Source organism: Brenneria populi (assembly GCF_036016195.1).
Classification (GTDB): domain Bacteria; phylum Pseudomonadota; class Gammaproteobacteria; order Enterobacterales; family Enterobacteriaceae; genus Brenneria; species Brenneria populi.
Genome location: NZ_JAYWTM010000015.1, coordinates 103,905 through 120,613 on the forward strand (window position 1 = coordinate 103,905; position 16,709 = coordinate 120,613).

The window sequence follows — 16,709 nt, forward strand, 5'->3', positions numbered from 1 at the left end:
GACCCTTTTATTTAGCCGTATCATCATGCTTATTGACGAAGCCTTCCAGCACGATGAGCGCCGCGCCGACGCAGATGGCGCTATCCGCCAGATTAAAGGTGGCGAAATGCCAGTCGCCGACATAGAAGTCGATAAAATCGACGACGAAGCCATGCCACATCCGGTCAAACAGATTCCCCACCGCGCCGCCGATAATCAGCGCATAGGCGATGTTATTCAGCTTCTGGCTCGCGCTGCCGCGATACATCAGCACCAGCATAACCACCACAATGGCGATGGCGATGCCGGCGAAGAACCAGCGCTGCCAGCCGCCTTTATCCGCCAGAAAACTGAACGCCGCCCCATAATTACGGGCATAGTGCAGATTAAGATGCGAAATCAGCGGCTGGGTCTCCCCCAGCGCGAAGTGGGATAGAATCCACTGTTTGCTGCCGAGGTCGACGACCAGAACCAACAGCGCCAGCCAAAGCCAGCGCAGCCCACTCGAACAGATCGATTTATTCATCAGACAAATTTACGCTCTTCACCTTTGCCGCCGACGTTGGTCGCGCAGCGGCCACAAATGTCGGGATGCTCGCTATCAGCACCGATATCTGACTCATAATGCCAGCAGCGCGGACACTTATGCCCTTCCGCCTTGCTTAAGGCAATTTTCAATCCAGGTAGTTCAGTGCTCTGCGCATCGGCAGGCGCATTTTCATACGACTCGACCCTGGCTTTGGAGGTCAGCAGGGCAAAATGCAGCTCCTGATGCAGTTGATTCAGCTTATCCGCCAGAGCGGCGTCGGCATACAGCGTGACGGAGGCTTCCAGCGATCCGCCGATACGCTTGTCGTTGCGCGCCTGCTCGATGACCTTATTCACTTCGCCGCGCACTTTCAGCATGTCGGCCCAGAATGCGTCGTTCATGACTTCATCCGCATCCAGACCGAACAGGCCGTCGTACCACTCTTCGGTAAACACGTACTGCGCGCGTTCTCCCGGCAGATATCCCCAGATCTCATCCGCGGTGAAAGAGAGAATCGGCGCCATCCAGCGCACCAGCGCCTCGGCAATATGGTATAGCGCCGTCTGGCAGCTGCGGCGGGCGATACTGTCGCTCTTCGCGGTATACTGACGGTCCTTGATGATATCGAGATAGAATGAACCCATCTCGATAGAACAGAACTGCATCAGACGCTGCACCACGCGGTGGAAATCGTAGCTGTCGTAGGCTTCGGCAATCTCTTCCTGCGCCGCCTGCGCGCAGCCGACCGCCCAGCGATCCAGCACCACCATCTCTTCCGGCTTCACCTTATCTTTCTGCGGATCGAATCCGTTCAGGTTGGCCAGCAGGAAGCGCGCGGTGTTGCGAATACGGCGATAGGCGTCCGCCGAACGTTTCAGAATCTCATCGGATACCGCGATTTCGCCGGAATAGTCCGTCGAACCGATCCACAGACGCAGAATATCGCCGCCCAGTTTGTTCATCACATCCTGCGGGCTGATGGTATTGCCGATCGATTTGGACATTTTGCGTCCCTGGCCGTCCACGGTGAAACCGTGGGTCAGCACCTGACGATAAGGCGCTTTGCCTTTGATCGCCGTCGACAGCATCAGGGAAGACATAAACCAGCCGCGGTGCTGATCGGAACCTTCCAGATACATATCCGCCGCATGGCCGCCGAATTCAGGACGGACGTCAACCACGGAAGCGTGGGTCGACCCGGAGTCGAACCACACGTCCAGCGTATCGGGAACCTTGACGTAATGCTCGGCGTCGGCGCCCAGCACCGCTTTCGGGTCAAGATCCCACCATGCCTGAATGCCATCCTGCTCAACGCGCTTCGCCACTTCTTCAATCAATTCTTTGGTGCGCGGATGCAGCTCTTCCGTCTCTTTATGGACGAAGAGCGCCATCGGCACGCCCCAGGTGCGCTGGCGGGAAATACACCAGTCCGGACGGTTGGCGACCATGGCTTCAATACGCGCCTGGCCCCAGTCCGGGATCCACTGCACGCGTTTGATCTCGGACAGCGACTGCTTGCGCAGCCCTTTCTGATCCATGCTGATGAACCACTGCGGCGTGGCGCGGAAGATAATCGGCGTTTTATGGCGCCAGCAGCATGGGTAGCTGTGCAGCAGTTTTTCCAGATGCAGCAGGGCGCCGTGTTCGCGCAGGATCTCGACAACGATATCGTTGGCCTTGAAGACGAACTTGCCGTCCAGCTCAGGGTAGGTTCCGCTCAGGTAGCAGCCATTCGGTCCGACGGGATTGGCCACTTCCAACCCATACTGCTGTCCGACGACATAGTCGTCCGGGCCATGGCCCGGAGCGGTATGCACCGCGCCGGTGCCGGCGTCCAGCGTAACGTGGTCGCCCAGAATCGCCGGCACGTCGAAGCCCATGAAAGGGTGCTGAAAACGCAGCAGTTCAAGGTCGCTGCCTTTGCATTCGCCCAGGACTTGCCACTGCTCGACGCCGATGCGTTTCATCACGCTGTCGACCAGATCGGCGGCCAGAATCAGCGCTCGTCCATCAATCTGCACCAATTGGTAAACAAATTCCGGATTCAGCGAAATCGCGCGGTTGGCCGGCAGCGTCCACGGCGTGGTGGTCCAGATAACCAGTGACAGCGGGCCGTCGACCTGCTTCACGCCGAATTTGGCGCACACGGCGGCGGCATCGACGGCATTAAAGGCAACATCGATGGAAGGCGACGTTTTGTCGTAGTACTCCACTTCGGCTTCCGCCAGCGCGGAGCCGCAGTCGGCGCACCAGTGAACCGGCTTGGCGCCTTTATGCAGGTGACCGTTCTCAATCACCCGTCCCAGCGTACGGATGATGTTGGCTTCCGTCTTGAAATCCATGGTCAGGTACGGATGATCCCAGTCGCCCAGCACACCGAGACGAATAAAATCTTTCTTCTGGCCGGCAATCTGTTCGGCCGCGTATTTACGGCATTCGGCGCGGAACTCGGCGGCGCTGACCTTCTCACCCGGCTTACCGATCAGCTGTTCGACCTTCAGTTCGATCGGCAGACCGTGGCAGTCCCAGCCGGGCACATACGGCGAGTCGTAGCCGGCCAGGGTTTTCGACTTAACGATAATATCTTTAAGAATTTTATTGACTGAGTGACCAATATGAATACTGCCGTTCGCGTACGGAGGGCCATCGTGCAGAATAAAGGTCTTCTTCCCTTTTTTAGCGCGGCGAATAATCCCGTACAGATCCTGTTCATACCAACGTTTCAGCATGTCAGGTTCACGCTTGGCCAAATCGCCACGCATCGGGAACCCTGTTTCCGGCAAATTCAGGGTAGTCTTATAGTCACTCATTAGATTCTCGATTTCGTCTTCGGCTAGAAAAATTAAACCGGTGTCTTTAACCCGAAAAAGCGTCGGGCAGTCACCACATCGTCGGCGATTTGCTGCTTTAGCGCTTCAAGCGAAGCAAACCGCCGTTCATTACGTATCTTTTTACGCAGCGCCACTTCGATATGACGACCATATAAATTCATCGTCCTATCCAGCAGGTGCACCTCCAACTGCTGGCGCTGGTCTCCGGTTACCGTCGGGCGCGAACCGATGTTGGCCACGCCCGGCGCCGGCTCATCGCCAAGGCCGTACACGCTGACGGCATAGACGCCGTTGACCGGCGATACCTGCCGCCTTAACGGCAGGTTGGCGGTGGGAAAGCCAATCGTTCTGCCCAACGCATTGCCATGGATCACGCGCCCGGAAATACTGTAAGGGTGCCCCAACAGATTTTCCGCCAGCGCTAAATCGTCGCGCATCAGCGCTTCGCGTACCGCCGTGCTGCTCACCCGCCGGCCATCATTACAGAATGAATCCGTACTGATAACCTCAAATCCCGCGTCGGCGCCAGCCCTCTGTAATAACAGGAAATCGCCCTGCCGACCAGCCCCGAAACGGAAATCGTCCCCGACCACCAGAAACCTGACGCCCAGTTTTTCCACCAGCAGGGTAGAAATAAAAGTTTGCGCGCTATTGGCGGCGAAGCGGGCGTCGAACCTGACGCACAGCAGATAGTCGACGCCCGCTTTTCGCAGATAATTCACTTTATCGCGCAGGCTCGCCAACCGCGCCGGCGCCCTCTCGGCGGCGAACAGCTCCTGGGGCTGGGGTTCAAAGATCATCACCATCACAGGCAGGCCGCGAGACTGGCCCTCCCGCTTCAGGCGCTCCAGCAACATCTGATGTCCGCGGTGTACGCCGTCAAAATTGCCAATAGTGAGCACGCAGCCATAATGGCGTGCCCGAAGATTGTGAATACCGCGAATTAGCTGCATGGCTGGCTCAGAACACATTGGTTAAGATAATGGAAATCGGCGGATTATACCTTGTACAGCGAGTAAGGTTAACCCGCGATTCGCGCCTTTTGCAGCCGAGAGCCGGATAGCGCCGCAATTTTTGCCGTTTCGGCGCCGGCCGTCGGCTGCCGCCAGGCGAGAAATCCGCTATTCCGCCGGGGTTTTCCCCGCGCCCGGCGGGTTTAGCAATGATTAATGGCACCCAGGCAAATTTATGGCGCGAAAAGCTGTATTCCACCGCGTGAAGCTGTTAAAATCCTGCGCCATCACAACGTAACAAGCGTTGACGTACAAACGACGCTTATTTGCACAAATCCATTGACAAACGAAGGCTAAAAGGGCATATTCCTCGGCCTTTGAATTGTCCTCGATAGAATATATTTGGGAGTTGGACCTTGGCTAATATCAAATCAGCTAAGAAACGCGCCGTACAGTCTGAGAAGCGCCGCAAGCATAACGCAAGCCGTCGCTCCATGATGCGTACTTTCATCAAGAAAGTATACGCGGCGATCGCTACCGGCGATAAAGAAGCGGCGCAGAATGCGTTTAATGATATGCAACCGATCGTGGATCGCCAGGCAAGCAAAGGCCTGATCCATAAGAACAAAGCTGCACGTCATAAATCCAATCTGGTTGCGCGCATCAACGCTATGCAATAATTGCGGTTTCGCATATTGCTGCTAGAAAAACCGGCTCAGGCCGGTTTTTTTGTGGCCCGCCGTCGCTGGCGCGACGCCGAAAATTTCTCCCGGAAATTTTTTGCGCCTGGCGATCGACGTAAAAAAAACGCCGGCTGAAAAAGATAGCCGGCGTTTTTCTTATCCTGTCTCGCTAACGGTACGCGCCTGTCAACGGGTCAAATCGTCAAAAAACTTCTTCACGCCATCGAAGAAACTTTTGGAGCGCGGGCTGTTTCTTTCACCCGATGGGCCGCCGAAACTCTCCTGCAGCTCTTGCAGCAGCTGTTTTTGCCGTTCGTTCAGGCTGACGGGGGTCTCCACCACAACCCGACACAGCAGGTCGCCCTGCGCGCCGCCCCGTACCGACTTCACGCCTTTGCCGCGCATGCGGAACAGTTTCCCGGTTTGCGTTTCGGCGGGCACTTTCAGCTTCACGCGGCCATCCAGCGTCGGCACTTCGATCTCTCCGCCCAGCGCCGCCATGGAAAAATTAATCGGCACTTCGCAGTACAGGTTATTTTCTTCGCGCTGGAAGATCGGATGCGCTTTCACCTGAACCTGAACGTACAGGTCGCCCGCCGGCGCGCCATGTTCTCCGGCCTCCCCTTCCCCGGACAGGCGAATGCGATCGCCGGTATCCACCCCGGCGGGGATTTTGACCGATAGCGTTTTGCTCTTTTCTACCCGGCCATGGCCATGGCATTTAGTGCACGGATCTTTAATGATTTTCCCGCGGCCATGACAGTGCGGACAAGCCTGTTGAACGGTAAAAAAGCCCTGGCGCATCTGCACCTGACCATTGCCATGACAGGTCGGACAGGTGACGGGGGAACTGCCGGGCTTGGAGCCGCTGCCGTGGCAGGCATCGCACTCCTCCAGCGTTGGGATACGGATCTCTTTGGTGACGCCGCGCACGGCTTCTTCCAGCGTCAGTTCCATGTTATAGCGGAGATCGGAACCGCGGCTGGCGCGCTGGCGACGGCCGCCGCCAAAGATATCGCCGAACACGTCGCCAAAGATATCGCCGAAATCGGCGCCGCCGCCAAAACCGCCGCCGCCCATACCACCTTGTTCAAATGCAGCATGGCCGTACTGATCGTAGGCGGCACGTTTCTGCGAGTCGGTGAGGATCTCGTAAGCTTCTTTAATCTCTTTGAACCGTGCTTCGGCATTTTGGTCACCGGGATTGCGATCCGGGTGAAACTTCATCGCCAGACGCTTATAAGCCTTCTTGATTTCACGCTCATCGGCATCTTTGGCAACGCCTAAAATCTGGTAATAGTCTTGCTTCGCCATTCTTTTTTTCCTGCCCTCAACATGCGTGCACGGGCGCAGAGTTTCCTCAACGCCCGTGCTGGTTGCCAGCAACAGTCCCTAGTCACCGTTACTGCGCCCGCTTAAGGGCGATTACTTTTTATCTTTGACTTCTTCAAATTCAGCGTCAACGACGTCGTCGTCTTTGCTGGCGGAGTTATCGCCGGCGGCGCTCTCCGCTCCGGCCTGAGCCTGAGCCTGCTGAGACGCTTCCAGCAGCTTACCGGAAACCTGAATCAGCGCCTGGATTTTCGCTTCGATATCCGCTTTATCTTCGCCTTTCAGCGCGCTTTCCAGCGCTTTCAGCGCGTCCTCGATAGCCGTTTTGTCGTCTGCGGCCAGCTTGTCGCCGGCTTCTTCCAGCTGCTTACGCGTGCTATGCAGCAGGTGGTCGCCCTGGTTGCGCGTCTGCACCAGCTCTTCGAACTTACGGTCGGACTCCGCATTCGCCTCAGCATCACGCACCATTTTCTGGATTTCATCTTCATTCAGACCAGAAGAAGCCTTGATGGTGATTTTCTGTTCGCGTCCGCTGTTTTTGTCCTTGGCGGAAACGTGCAGGATACCATCGGCATCGATATCGAAGGTAACTTCGATCTGCGGCATACCGCGCGGCGCGGCCTGAATGCCGTCCAGATTGAACTGCCCCAGGGATTTGTTATCCTGCGCGCGTTTACGCTCGCCCTGCAGGACATGAATCGTCACCGCGGACTGATTGTCTTCCGCCGTAGAGAATACCTGGCTGTGCTTCGTCGGGATCGTAGTGTTCTTGGCGATCAGCGCCGTCATCACGCCGCCCATGGTTTCGATACCCAGGGAGAGCGGAGTCACGTCCAGCAGCAGCACGTCTTTCACGTCGCCGGACAACACGCCGCCCTGCACCGCGGCGCCAATGGCGACGGCTTCATCCGGGTTAACGTCCTTACGCGGCTCTTTACCGAAGAAGTCGGCGACTTTCTTCTGCACCAGCGGCATACGGGTCTGACCGCCGACCAGGATGACGTCTTTAACTTCAGAAACGGACAGACCGGCATCCTTCAGCGCAACCTTCAGCGGTTCCAGAGAACGATTAACCAGATCTTCGACCAACGATTCCAGTTTGGCGCGCGTCACCTTGATATTCAGGTGTTTCGGACCGGTCGCATCCGCCGTGATGTACGGCAGGTTAACGTCGGTCTGCTGCGCGGAAGAGAGTTCGATTTTCGCTTTTTCCGCCGCTTCTTTCAGACGCTGCATCGCCAGAGGATCGTTACGCAGATCGAAGCCCTGCTCTTTCTTGAACTCGTCGACCAGATAGTTGATCAAACGGCTGTCGAAGTCTTCGCCGCCCAGGTGGGTATCGCCGTTGGTGGCAAGCACTTCAAAGGTTTTTTCGCCGTCGACTTCATCGATTTCGATAATAGAGATGTCGAAAGTACCGCCGCCCAGGTCATACACCGCGATAGTGCGGTTGCCGACCTCTTTATCCAAACCGTACGCCAGCGCCGCGGCGGTAGGTTCGTTGATAATACGTTTTACTTCCAGACCGGCGATACGGCCGGCGTCTTTCGTCGCCTGACGCTGGGCATCGTTGAAGTAGGCCGGCACGGTGATAACCGCTTCGGTAACCGATTCGCCCAGATAATCTTCCGCCGTTTTCTTCATTTTCTTCAGCACTTCCGCTGAAATTTGCGGCGGCGCCATTTTCTGGCCTTTCACTTCCAACCAGGCATCGCCGTTATCGGCTTCAACGATTTTATACGGCATGATATTGGCGTCACGCTGTACTTCTTCATCTTTGAAACGACGGCCAATCAGACGCTTAATTGCAAACAGCGTATTTTGCGGGTTAGTCACCGCCTGACGTTTAGCCGGCTGGCCAACCAGAGTCTCACCGTCCTGCGTGTAAGCAATGATTGAAGGCGTGGTACGATCGCCTTCGCTGTTTTCCAGTACTTTAACCTGCGTACCGTCCATGATCGCTACACAAGAGTTGGTTGTACCCAAGTCGATACCAATAATCTTACCCATCTAAACATCTCCACTAAAAAGTCTATTCGGTGTGGTAGTTCAACCTACTATGCGGGCGGAATGCGGTATTTCAACTGCACGGCATCGTTTTTTCCGCTGTTCCGGCCCCCTCATATCAACAAGGCCAAACGCGCTAAACGACCCGACATAACCCTTTCTTATTCGGTCAAACCGTTTTGGTTGAGAATAAGATGGGGTCAACAATCCCATCATCAAGGGGGGAAATAAAAAAAAGTGGGCTTTATTACCAGTTCGCGCGAACTATTCTTGATTCACCCTGTTGTATCCCCGCAAAACGGCCGATATGATGCCGCGCCCGCCGCGAAAAAAATTTTACCGCGGCCGCGCCGCGGCCCGTAAAGGGGCGGGCAAGGATAGACCGCCACAAAAAGGGAAACTCCCGGCGTGATGGCGACAATGGCACCGTAATAAAACACTTACCCCAACGTGCTTGCTGTCGTCGCCATCCCGGCGTCAACGTCGAGAGCGAGAGGGAATACTCATAATCTGTTATCGCAGAGGATATATGCACGCGAACAAGTTGGCGAATCCTGGTCCGTTAGGATTGATGGGCTTCGGGATGACGACGATCTTATTAAACCTGCACAACGCAGGCTTTTTTCCACTCTCTTCCATCATTCTCAGCATGGGCATCTTTTACGGCGGCATCGCCCAAATCGTGGCTGGTTTGCTGGAATATAAAAAAGGCAACACCTTCGGCGTTACCGCGTTCACCTCGTATGGCGCTTTCTGGTTGACGCTGGTCGGCATTATCATGCTGCCTAAAATGGGCCTGGCTGAAGCCAGCGACGCCCGTTTCCTGGGGGCGTTCCTCGGTCTGTGGGGGATTTTCACCCTGTTTATGTTCTTCGCAACATTACGCGCCAGCTTTGCGTTGCAGTTGGTATTCGCCAGCCTGACCGTGCTGTTCGCACTGCTGGCGATAGGCAATTTCACCGGCAACCATACGCTGCTGACCATTGCCGGTTTCGAAGGCATTCTCTGCGGAGCAAGCGCCATCTATCTGGCGATGGCGGAAGTGATCAACGAACAGTCGGGCCGTAAAGTGCTGCCCATCGGCGAACGCGGCGCGGAGTAAAGGTAAAGCAACGGCGCCGGCCCAGCCGGCCGGCGCCGTCAGGCTGTCGGCAACGTTAGAGATGACTCCCCCGTGGCCGCTCCGAGTATCTCGAGCTGACCGACGGGCTTGTCAGCAATCTACGCCGTACTACTCTCGGCGGCGAAAACGTATTAAATGCCGACCGTGGAGCGCGAATCCTCTTCGCCGATATCCCGGCGCGTTTCTTCGCTATTCAAATCGCGATGCAGATAGATCCCCATCAACACCCCAAGGCCCGCCAGCGTTAACACATACCAGGCCGGAGCCAGCGGCGTCGCTTTCATAATCAACGTGACGAAAATCGGCGTTAATCCGCCAAAAACGGCGTAAGCCACATTGTAGGAAAACGAGATCCCGGAAAAACGCACCTCGGCGGGGAAAGCCCGCACCATCACGCAGGGGACCGCGCCGACAACCCCGACGCTGAACCCGGTAAGCGTATACCCAACGAACAGCAATTGCGCGTCGCCTGCCGCCACGCTGTAGAAAAACCAGCTGCACGCCGCCAGGAACAGGCTGCCGCCAATAAAAATCTTGCTGGCGCCGAAACGATCGATCAGCAGGCCGGCGACGACGCAGCCGAACATCAGGGCGATCGTCGCCAGACTGTTCGCCTGCAGTGCCAGCGCGGCAGAGATGCCGTAAACTTTCTGCAAATAGGTCGGCGCCATGAGAAGCACGACCACAATACAGGCCGACAACATCCAGGTAAGCAGCATGGACACCGCCACCGCCCGCTTATGATTGACGACCACGGATTTCAGCGGCATTTCCGCGGCCAGCTTCTTATTCGCCTGCATTTCAATAAAGATCGGGGTTTCCTGCAACCAGCGGCGTAAATACATCGCCACCAGACCGAAAATCCCGCCGATAAAGAAAGGCAGACGCCAGCCGCCGGCCAGTAGCTGTTCGGCGGTCAAAAAGGTGCTCAGCAATGTGGCGATCGCCGATCCGAATAGGATTCCCAGCGTCAGGCCGGCGGTCAAAATACCGCAGGCCAAACCGATGCGGGCGCGGGGAACGTGCTCCGCCACAAACACCCACGCGCCGGGGACCTCGCCGCCAATCGCCGCGCCTTGCAGCACACGCATCAGCAGCAGTAACAGCGGCGCGGCGATGCCGATCGATTGGTAGGTGGGCAGCATCCCCATCGCCAGCGTAGGCAAGGCCATCAGCAAAATGCTCAGGCTAAACATTCTTTTACGCCCGACCAGATCGCCGAAGTGGGCCATGACGATGCCGCCGAGCGGGCGCGCCAGATAACCGGCGGCGAAAATGCCGAAGGTCTGAACCTGACGCAGCCACTCGGGGATATCGGCAGGGAAAAAGAGATCGCCGATAACCGCCGCGAAAAAGACGAAAATGATGAAATCATAGAACTCCAGCGCGCCGCCGAGCGCCGCCAGAGAAAGTGTTTTGTAATCCTGTCCGTTTAATCGACAGTGTGGTTGCTGATGCCCGCTTTCCATAAGTTACCGTACGATGCCAGTGTGAAGAAAAATAAATCTTGCCGTAGAGTGTAAACCTATAATTACTATACCGGCAAAATATTTATACACCAGCGAAGCTGAATGTTATTTCTGAAATCGTTTAACTTCAGTTTTTTATTTCGCGTATGGCATTTTTAGGACGAAAAGCTGCTACTACCGTCGGGTCGGTTGCAACGTAAGGCCCTTCCAATAGCTGGATACAGTAGGGAACGCTGGCGAAGATCCCGGCGACGACAACCTTGCCATCTGCGTCCTTTAAACCTTCCAGCGTTTCCTTGATCGATTTAGGCTGCCCCGGCAAATTAAGAATCAACGCATGTTTACGAATCACCCCCACCTGCCTTGATAGAATCGCCGTCGGCACAAATTGCAGGCCGATCTGACGCATTTGCTCACCGAAACCCGGCATTTCGCGATCGGCGATAGCCAGCGTCGCATCGGGAGTGACGTCGCGGCGCGCAGGCCCGGTGCCGCCGGTCGTCAGCACCAGATGACAACCGCGTTCATCAACCAGCTCACACAATGTCTGTTCAATCAGCAGCTGTTCATCGGGAACCAGACGGGTTTCAACCTCAAAAGGCGTCGTCAAGGCGGACGTCAGCCAGGCTTCCAGCGCGGGAATGCCCTTATCCTGATAAACACCGCTGGACGCCCGATCGGAAATGGAGACCAAACCAACATGCAATACGTTCATAACCGCCCTCTAATAAAATAAAAACCAATTTTATCAGGATATTGTCCGATTTGAGCACCAATAATGAGAAATGTTATCCGCCAGCGTCAAAACATGGAATATCGGCCGCAGCGGCTTATGATAATAATTATTAAATACCGTTTTTAAAATGAAACAGCTTCATTTTAATCAGTTTTTCACCTATGCCGAAGCTAAAAACGCAATAGCGCCGCAGTAATTAGCATGGCTAATCAAACACGCATCAGATTTTTCTCAAACATCGCGTATTTTAAGCAGATAAAAAGAAGGTAGCTATCATCATTAAACTCACCAGCGTTTGGATAATATGGTAAAGTTAGCACGTATTTTCATATAAAAGATAATAAGTAAAAAAGTCACACCAAGGAAATATTCATGAACAGCGCCAAGTATAAGATATTAGAACTTTTTTCCCATCCAATATCCGCTTTTATTATTTTTGGTTTTATTTCTTTTTCCGTCTCTGTCATCGCCATGCATGAATCAAACAAAAGAACCTGGAGAGTAGAGAAACATGACCTGGATTCAATAATTAAAACTTATGCATCATATAATTCGGGCGAAGTAACCGATACAGATATAACGGAAAGAACAGGGCGCTATCTTTCCGCGCGGATGAGGACGCTTGCATTTAATACCCGCGACGTTCGCAGCGAATGCATCAATAGATTATCCGTCTCGGAGCTTAAATTTAATGACATGACAATTATTCGCGTGTGTCAGAATAAACTGCCTTCAATCGGAGATTTCGCGGGACGAGGTACCCTCACCGTCATTTTTCCTATTCTGTCGGCGCAGGACGACCTGCTGGGCATTCGCATCAGAACAACGTCATACGATCCTCATCCTTCGCTATTTGACACGCTATCGGCCGCCCCCTCCGTTATTGCCATCGTCAGTATCGTACTGCTTACCGCCATACTGGGCAGCCTGCTTTCCATCCTCGCCAGAAAATACCTGATAGAGCTGCCTTTAACGGCAAAATATGACGATTTGACCGGATGCCTGCGGCGGGACGCGTTTTTTATGGCCGCAAACAAGGCGCTGAGCATCGCCAATTTTTCCAAGCGCCCTCTCTGCGTCATTCTTATCGATATCGATCACTTTAAGAGCGTAAATGATACCTTCGGCCACGGCGCCGGGGACGACGCGCTAAGGATGGTGGCGGATATCTTTAAAAAATCATTCCGGCGGGAAGATATTTTCGGCCGGATCGGCGGCGATGAATTTTCCATTGTTTTACCTAACATCTCCCTGAATGAGGCCTATATGGTCGCGGAACGCGCCAGATTGCGGATCGGCGAAGCGCGCAGCGACATGTTGGGAAAGGATGTCAGCCTAACGGTCAGCATCGGGCTGGTTGAATACCATATCGAATCAGAAGACTTAACAGAGGTGATGAACCGGGCGGATGAAAAACTTTATGTCGCCAAAGAAATGCGCAATACCGTGGCCAAATAGCGACGCCTCGAACTGATGTCAGCAAAGGCGTATCACGATAGAAAACAGCCGGGCACCAACCCGGCTATGCTCCCGTGCCGTTTTTACAGCGATTCAGAAATCATTTTTTCCAGTTTTTCCTGATCGACGGCAAACTTACGAATCCCCTCGGCCAGCTTATCTACGGCCATCGGATCCTGATTATGCTGCCAGTAGAACTGCGCTTCGGTCATTTTATCCGGGCGCGCCTTAATCTCGCCGGTATAAGAAAGTTTACGGGCCACTTCGCCTGCGCTTTCGGACAGCTCTTTCAGCAGAGCCGGCGCGATAGTAAGACGGTCGCATCCCGCCAGCTCGAGAATTTCTCCCAGATTACGGAAGCTGGCGCCCATAACGACCGTTTCATAGCCGTGCTCTTTGTAGTAATTGTAGATCTCGCTGACGGATACCACGCCCGGATCTTCGCTAGGGGCGAACTCTTTCTTATCGCCGTTGGCTTTGTACCAGTCCAGAATGCGGCCGACGAACGGCGAAATCAGGAATACGCCGGCTTCGGCGCATGCGCGAGCCTGCGCAAAGGAGAACAGCAGCGTCAGGTTACAGTTGATGCCCTCTTTTTCCAGACGCTCCGCGGCGCGAATGCCCTGCCAGGTGGAGGCCAGCTTGATCAAAATACGATCGTTGCCGATACCGGCGTCGTTATAAAGCTTAATCAGGCGTTTGGCCTTGGCGACGCTGGCTTCGGTATCATAAGACAGGCGGGCGTCGACTTCCGTAGAGATGCGTCCGGGGATCAGTTTCAGGATCTCAAGGCCGATGTTAACGGCCAGCTTGTCGGTCGCGTCAATAATCTGCTGCTCATGGCTGTCGCTCTGGGCGCGCGCCCAAACAATCGCCTCGTCGATCAGCTTACGATATTCGGGTATCTGGGCGGCATTAAGAATCAGCGAGGGGTTGGTGGTGGCGTCTTGCGGTTGATACAATTTCATTGCCGCAATATCACCGGTATCAGCCACAACCGTTGTAAATTGGCGTAGGGAAGTCAGTTTATCCGTCATGTTGGCATTTCTCATTGTTTATATGTGGACTAGTTTATGCGTGGATTACTCGAGCATGCATGATTAGTACATGAACTGATGACATTACGTTGTCGCCTGAATCTGATAATAACACGCGCTCAAGACGGCGCAAGACAGCCTTTTCGTCCGAATTGCGGCGCGGGGAAACGTATATATCGCCGTTTTTCCCGCCGCTATGGCGGGCGGACGATAAAAGGCCCGCCCGAGACCCTGTCGCCAGTTAATTATTCCGCCGCTATAGAATTTCCGCCGTATGATTACCGCATCCTGTTATAGCCATAGCCGCTTTCTTGCGGGATTTTTGCTACAGTAAAAACATTGAAATCAGCCCGATAGGACATGGCGCATGTTAATAACCCTTTCACCCGCGAAAACCCTTGATTACACCAGTCCTTTAGCGACAACCCGCTATACCCGGCCGGAGCTGCTGGATTACGCCGGCCGGTTGATTGCCATCTGTAAGAAACTGACGCCGGCGCAGATTTCATCGCTGATGGGGATCAGCGACAAGCTGGGCAGCCTGAATGCCGGCCGCTTTAACGACTGGCATCCCGACTTTACCCCGGATAATGCGCGCCAGGCGTTGCTGGCCTTTAAAGGCGATGTCTATACGGGCCTGGCCGCGGAAGATTTCAGCGAAGACGACTTTGATTTCGCGCAGCAACACCTGCGCATGCTGTCCGGTTTATACGGCGTGCTGAGACCGCTGGATTTAATGCAGCCCTACCGGTTGGAAATGGGGATCAAGCTCGGCAACAAGGCGGGCAAGGATCTCTATAGTTTCTGGGGAGATATCATCACCGATAAACTGAATCAGGCGCTGAGCCAGCAGGGCGACGATATTCTGATCAACCTGGCCTCCGACGAATACTTTAAATCGGTTCATCCGCAGAAATTAAACGCGCGCATCATCAAACCGGTATTTCTCGACGAGAAAAACGGCAGGTTTAAAGTCATCAGCTTTTACGCCAAAAAAGCGCGCGGGCTGATGAGCCGTTTTATTATTCAACATCGACTCACGCAGCCCGAGCAGCTGAAAGACTTCAATCTGGAGGGCTATCGCTTCTCTGAAGCGGAATCCTCCGTCGACGAGCTGGTATTCAAACGCCGCGAGCAATGATGCCTCGACGCCGTCGGCGCAACCTTTCCGCCCCCCTCACCCACCGCGCATAACGTCAGCCGCGGCTCCCCGCCTACCGACGCGGGGATAAGGGGTGATTAGCGGCGGCGACGCCGGCGGCCACTGATGTAGATGCCGGATTATTGCGGCAGCGTCATCAGGAACTGGCGCAGCTTAGCGAAGTCGTCCGGAAAGTTGTGCGACAGCAAATCCAGATCGGCGCGCTGCGCCAGCGCTTCGGGCAGTTCCAGCTTTTTACCCAGAATTTCTTCCACGCTTTCCTTAAATTTCGCCGGGTGCGCGGTGCCTAGGAATAGACCGAACTCGCCGGGCTGTAGCTGGTCGCGCAGCAAACGGTAGGCGATCGCCGCATGCGGCTCCGAGGTGTAGCCCAGCGAGTCGAGCTCATGCATCGCCGCTTTGGTGGTTTCATCGCTTACCGCGCCAAAGCCCAGAGTATTCAACTGCCAGTTTTTACGGCGGAACAGCTCTTCCACCCGCGGCCAGTTGTTCGGCTGGCTCACGTCCATCGCATTGGACAAAGTGGCGACGGTCTTATGCGGCGCCCATACGCCGTCGCTCAGGAAACGCGGCACGGTGTCGTTGGCGTTGGTCGCGGCGATAAAACGCTTAATCGGCAGGCCGAGGGATTTGGCCAGCAGACCGGCGGTCAGATCGCCGAAGTTGCCGCTCGGAACAGAAACCACCAGTTGATCGCGCGCTTCCTGCGACAGCTGGGACACCGCCTCGAAGTAGTAACAGATTTGCGCCAACAGCCGGCTGATATTAATCGAGTTGGCCGAGTTCAGGCCGATGGCTTGCTTCAGCGCCTGGTCGTCAAACGCCTGTTTCACCAGCGACTGGCAGGCGTCAAAATCGCTGTCTACCGCGATAGTGTGAATATTGCCGCCCAGCGTACAGAACAATTTTTCCTGTAACGGACTGATTTTCCCGCGCGGGTAGAGGATCACCACTCGGATATTCTCCAGGCCGTAAAACGCGTGCGCGACCGCCGCGCCGGTATCGCCGGACGTCGCGGTAAGAATGGTGATCTTGTTATCGCCCGCGACTTCCGTCAGCATCTGCGCCATAAAACGGCCGCCGAAATCCTTGAAAGCCAGCGTCGGCCCATGGAATAGCTCCAGCGAGGCAATATCCTCCGTAACGGAAGCAACCGGCGCGGGAAAGGCGAAGGCCGCCTTAACGCGTTGATATACCGTCTCCTCGGACATTTCATCCCCGATATAGGCGGACAAAATGCGGCTGCTGCGGGTAACAAAATCCATTTGCAGCAGTTCGTCGATCTGCTCCAGGCTGAATTCGGGCAAATCCAGAGGAAAGAACAGGCCCTGCCGACTGCCCAGCCCTTGCTTGATAGCCTGAGCGAAGCTGACCTGCTCGTTATGATCTTTAAGGTTATAGAGTTTCATG

General features: G+C 54.9%; 13 protein-coding genes. 4 read left to right on the forward strand and 9 right to left on the reverse strand.

Annotated features, from left to right (window positions below; translation table 11 throughout):
- Positions 1-7: 7 nt before the first annotated feature.
- The 3 genes from lspA to ribF are packed head-to-tail and all read right to left on the reverse strand — an operon-like array spanning position 8 to position 4,292.
- Positions 8-505 carry a signal peptidase II gene (gene lspA, locus VSX58_RS15325; protein WP_327618847.1) on the reverse strand — a complete coding sequence of 166 codons (498 nt, stop codon included), beginning with the start codon at positions 503-505 and terminating at the stop codon, positions 8-10.
- On the reverse strand, positions 505-3,318 hold the full coding sequence (gene ileS / locus VSX58_RS15330) for an isoleucine--tRNA ligase (RefSeq protein ID WP_327618848.1): 2,814 nt from the start codon (positions 3,316-3,318) through the stop codon (positions 505-507). The genes lspA and ileS overlap by 1 nt, the downstream gene beginning before the upstream one ends.
- 32 nt (positions 3,319-3,350) lie before the next feature.
- Positions 3,351-4,292: a bifunctional riboflavin kinase/FAD synthetase gene (gene ribF / locus VSX58_RS15335; RefSeq protein ID WP_327618849.1), complete on the reverse strand. Its 942-nt coding sequence runs from the start codon at positions 4,290-4,292 to the stop codon at positions 3,351-3,353.
- Positions 4,293-4,708: 416 nt separating this feature from the next.
- Here ribF and rpsT point away from each other — a divergent pair, with 416 nt between their 5' ends.
- Positions 4,709-4,972: a 30S ribosomal protein S20 gene (gene rpsT / locus VSX58_RS15340; RefSeq protein WP_009111382.1), complete on the forward strand. Its 264-nt coding sequence runs from the start codon at positions 4,709-4,711 to the stop codon at positions 4,970-4,972.
- Positions 4,973-5,161: 189 nt separating this feature from the next.
- On the opposite strand, the gene dnaJ is transcribed toward rpsT, so the two are convergent.
- Both dnaJ and dnaK read right to left on the reverse strand, forming a co-directional pair.
- Positions 5,162-6,289, reverse strand: a complete 1,128-nt coding sequence (gene dnaJ, locus VSX58_RS15345; RefSeq protein ID WP_327612197.1) for a molecular chaperone DnaJ — start codon at positions 6,287-6,289, stop codon at positions 5,162-5,164.
- A gap of 111 nt (positions 6,290-6,400) precedes the next feature.
- Positions 6,401-8,317 (reverse strand): molecular chaperone DnaK, encoded by a 1,917-nt coding sequence (dnaK, locus tag VSX58_RS15350; protein WP_327612198.1) that lies wholly within the window; start codon positions 8,315-8,317, stop codon positions 6,401-6,403.
- A gap of 526 nt (positions 8,318-8,843) precedes the next feature.
- Here dnaK and satP point away from each other — a divergent pair.
- A complete protein-coding gene (gene satP / locus VSX58_RS15355) occupies positions 8,844-9,416 on the forward strand; it encodes an acetate uptake transporter (protein WP_327618850.1) in 573 nt (190 codons plus the stop codon).
- Positions 9,417-9,568: 152 nt separating this feature from the next.
- On the opposite strand, the gene VSX58_RS15360 is transcribed toward satP, so the two are convergent.
- Positions 9,569-10,906 (reverse strand): MFS transporter, encoded by a 1,338-nt coding sequence (locus VSX58_RS15360; RefSeq protein ID WP_327618851.1) that lies wholly within the window; start codon positions 10,904-10,906, stop codon positions 9,569-9,571.
- Between the two features lie 127 nt (positions 10,907-11,033).
- On the reverse strand, positions 11,034-11,621 hold the full coding sequence (gene mog, locus VSX58_RS15365) for a molybdopterin adenylyltransferase (protein ID WP_327618852.1): 588 nt from the start codon (positions 11,619-11,621) through the stop codon (positions 11,034-11,036).
- A 717-nt stretch (positions 11,622-12,338) separates the two neighbouring features.
- Here mog and VSX58_RS15370 point away from each other — a divergent pair.
- A complete protein-coding gene (locus tag VSX58_RS15370; RefSeq protein ID WP_327618853.1) occupies positions 12,339-13,100 on the forward strand; it encodes a GGDEF domain-containing protein in 762 nt (253 codons plus the stop codon).
- Between the two features lie 83 nt (positions 13,101-13,183).
- Here VSX58_RS15370 and tal read toward each other — a convergent pair whose 3' ends face one another.
- Positions 13,184-14,137, reverse strand: coding sequence for a transaldolase (gene tal, locus VSX58_RS15375; RefSeq protein ID WP_327612203.1), 954 nt, complete (start codon positions 14,135-14,137; stop codon positions 13,184-13,186).
- A gap of 367 nt (positions 14,138-14,504) precedes the next feature.
- Here tal and yaaA point away from each other — a divergent pair, with 367 nt between their 5' ends.
- A complete protein-coding gene (gene yaaA, locus VSX58_RS15380) occupies positions 14,505-15,278 on the forward strand; it encodes a peroxide stress protein YaaA (protein ID WP_327618854.1) in 774 nt (257 codons plus the stop codon).
- A 140-nt stretch (positions 15,279-15,418) separates the two neighbouring features.
- Here the strand turns inward: yaaA and thrC are convergent, their stop codons facing one another.
- The gene (thrC, locus tag VSX58_RS15385) at positions 15,419-16,708 is read right to left on the reverse strand and encodes a threonine synthase (protein WP_327618855.1); all 1,290 of its coding nucleotides are present in this window, start codon (positions 16,706-16,708) and stop codon (positions 15,419-15,421) included.
- Position 16,709: the final 1 nt, after the last annotated feature.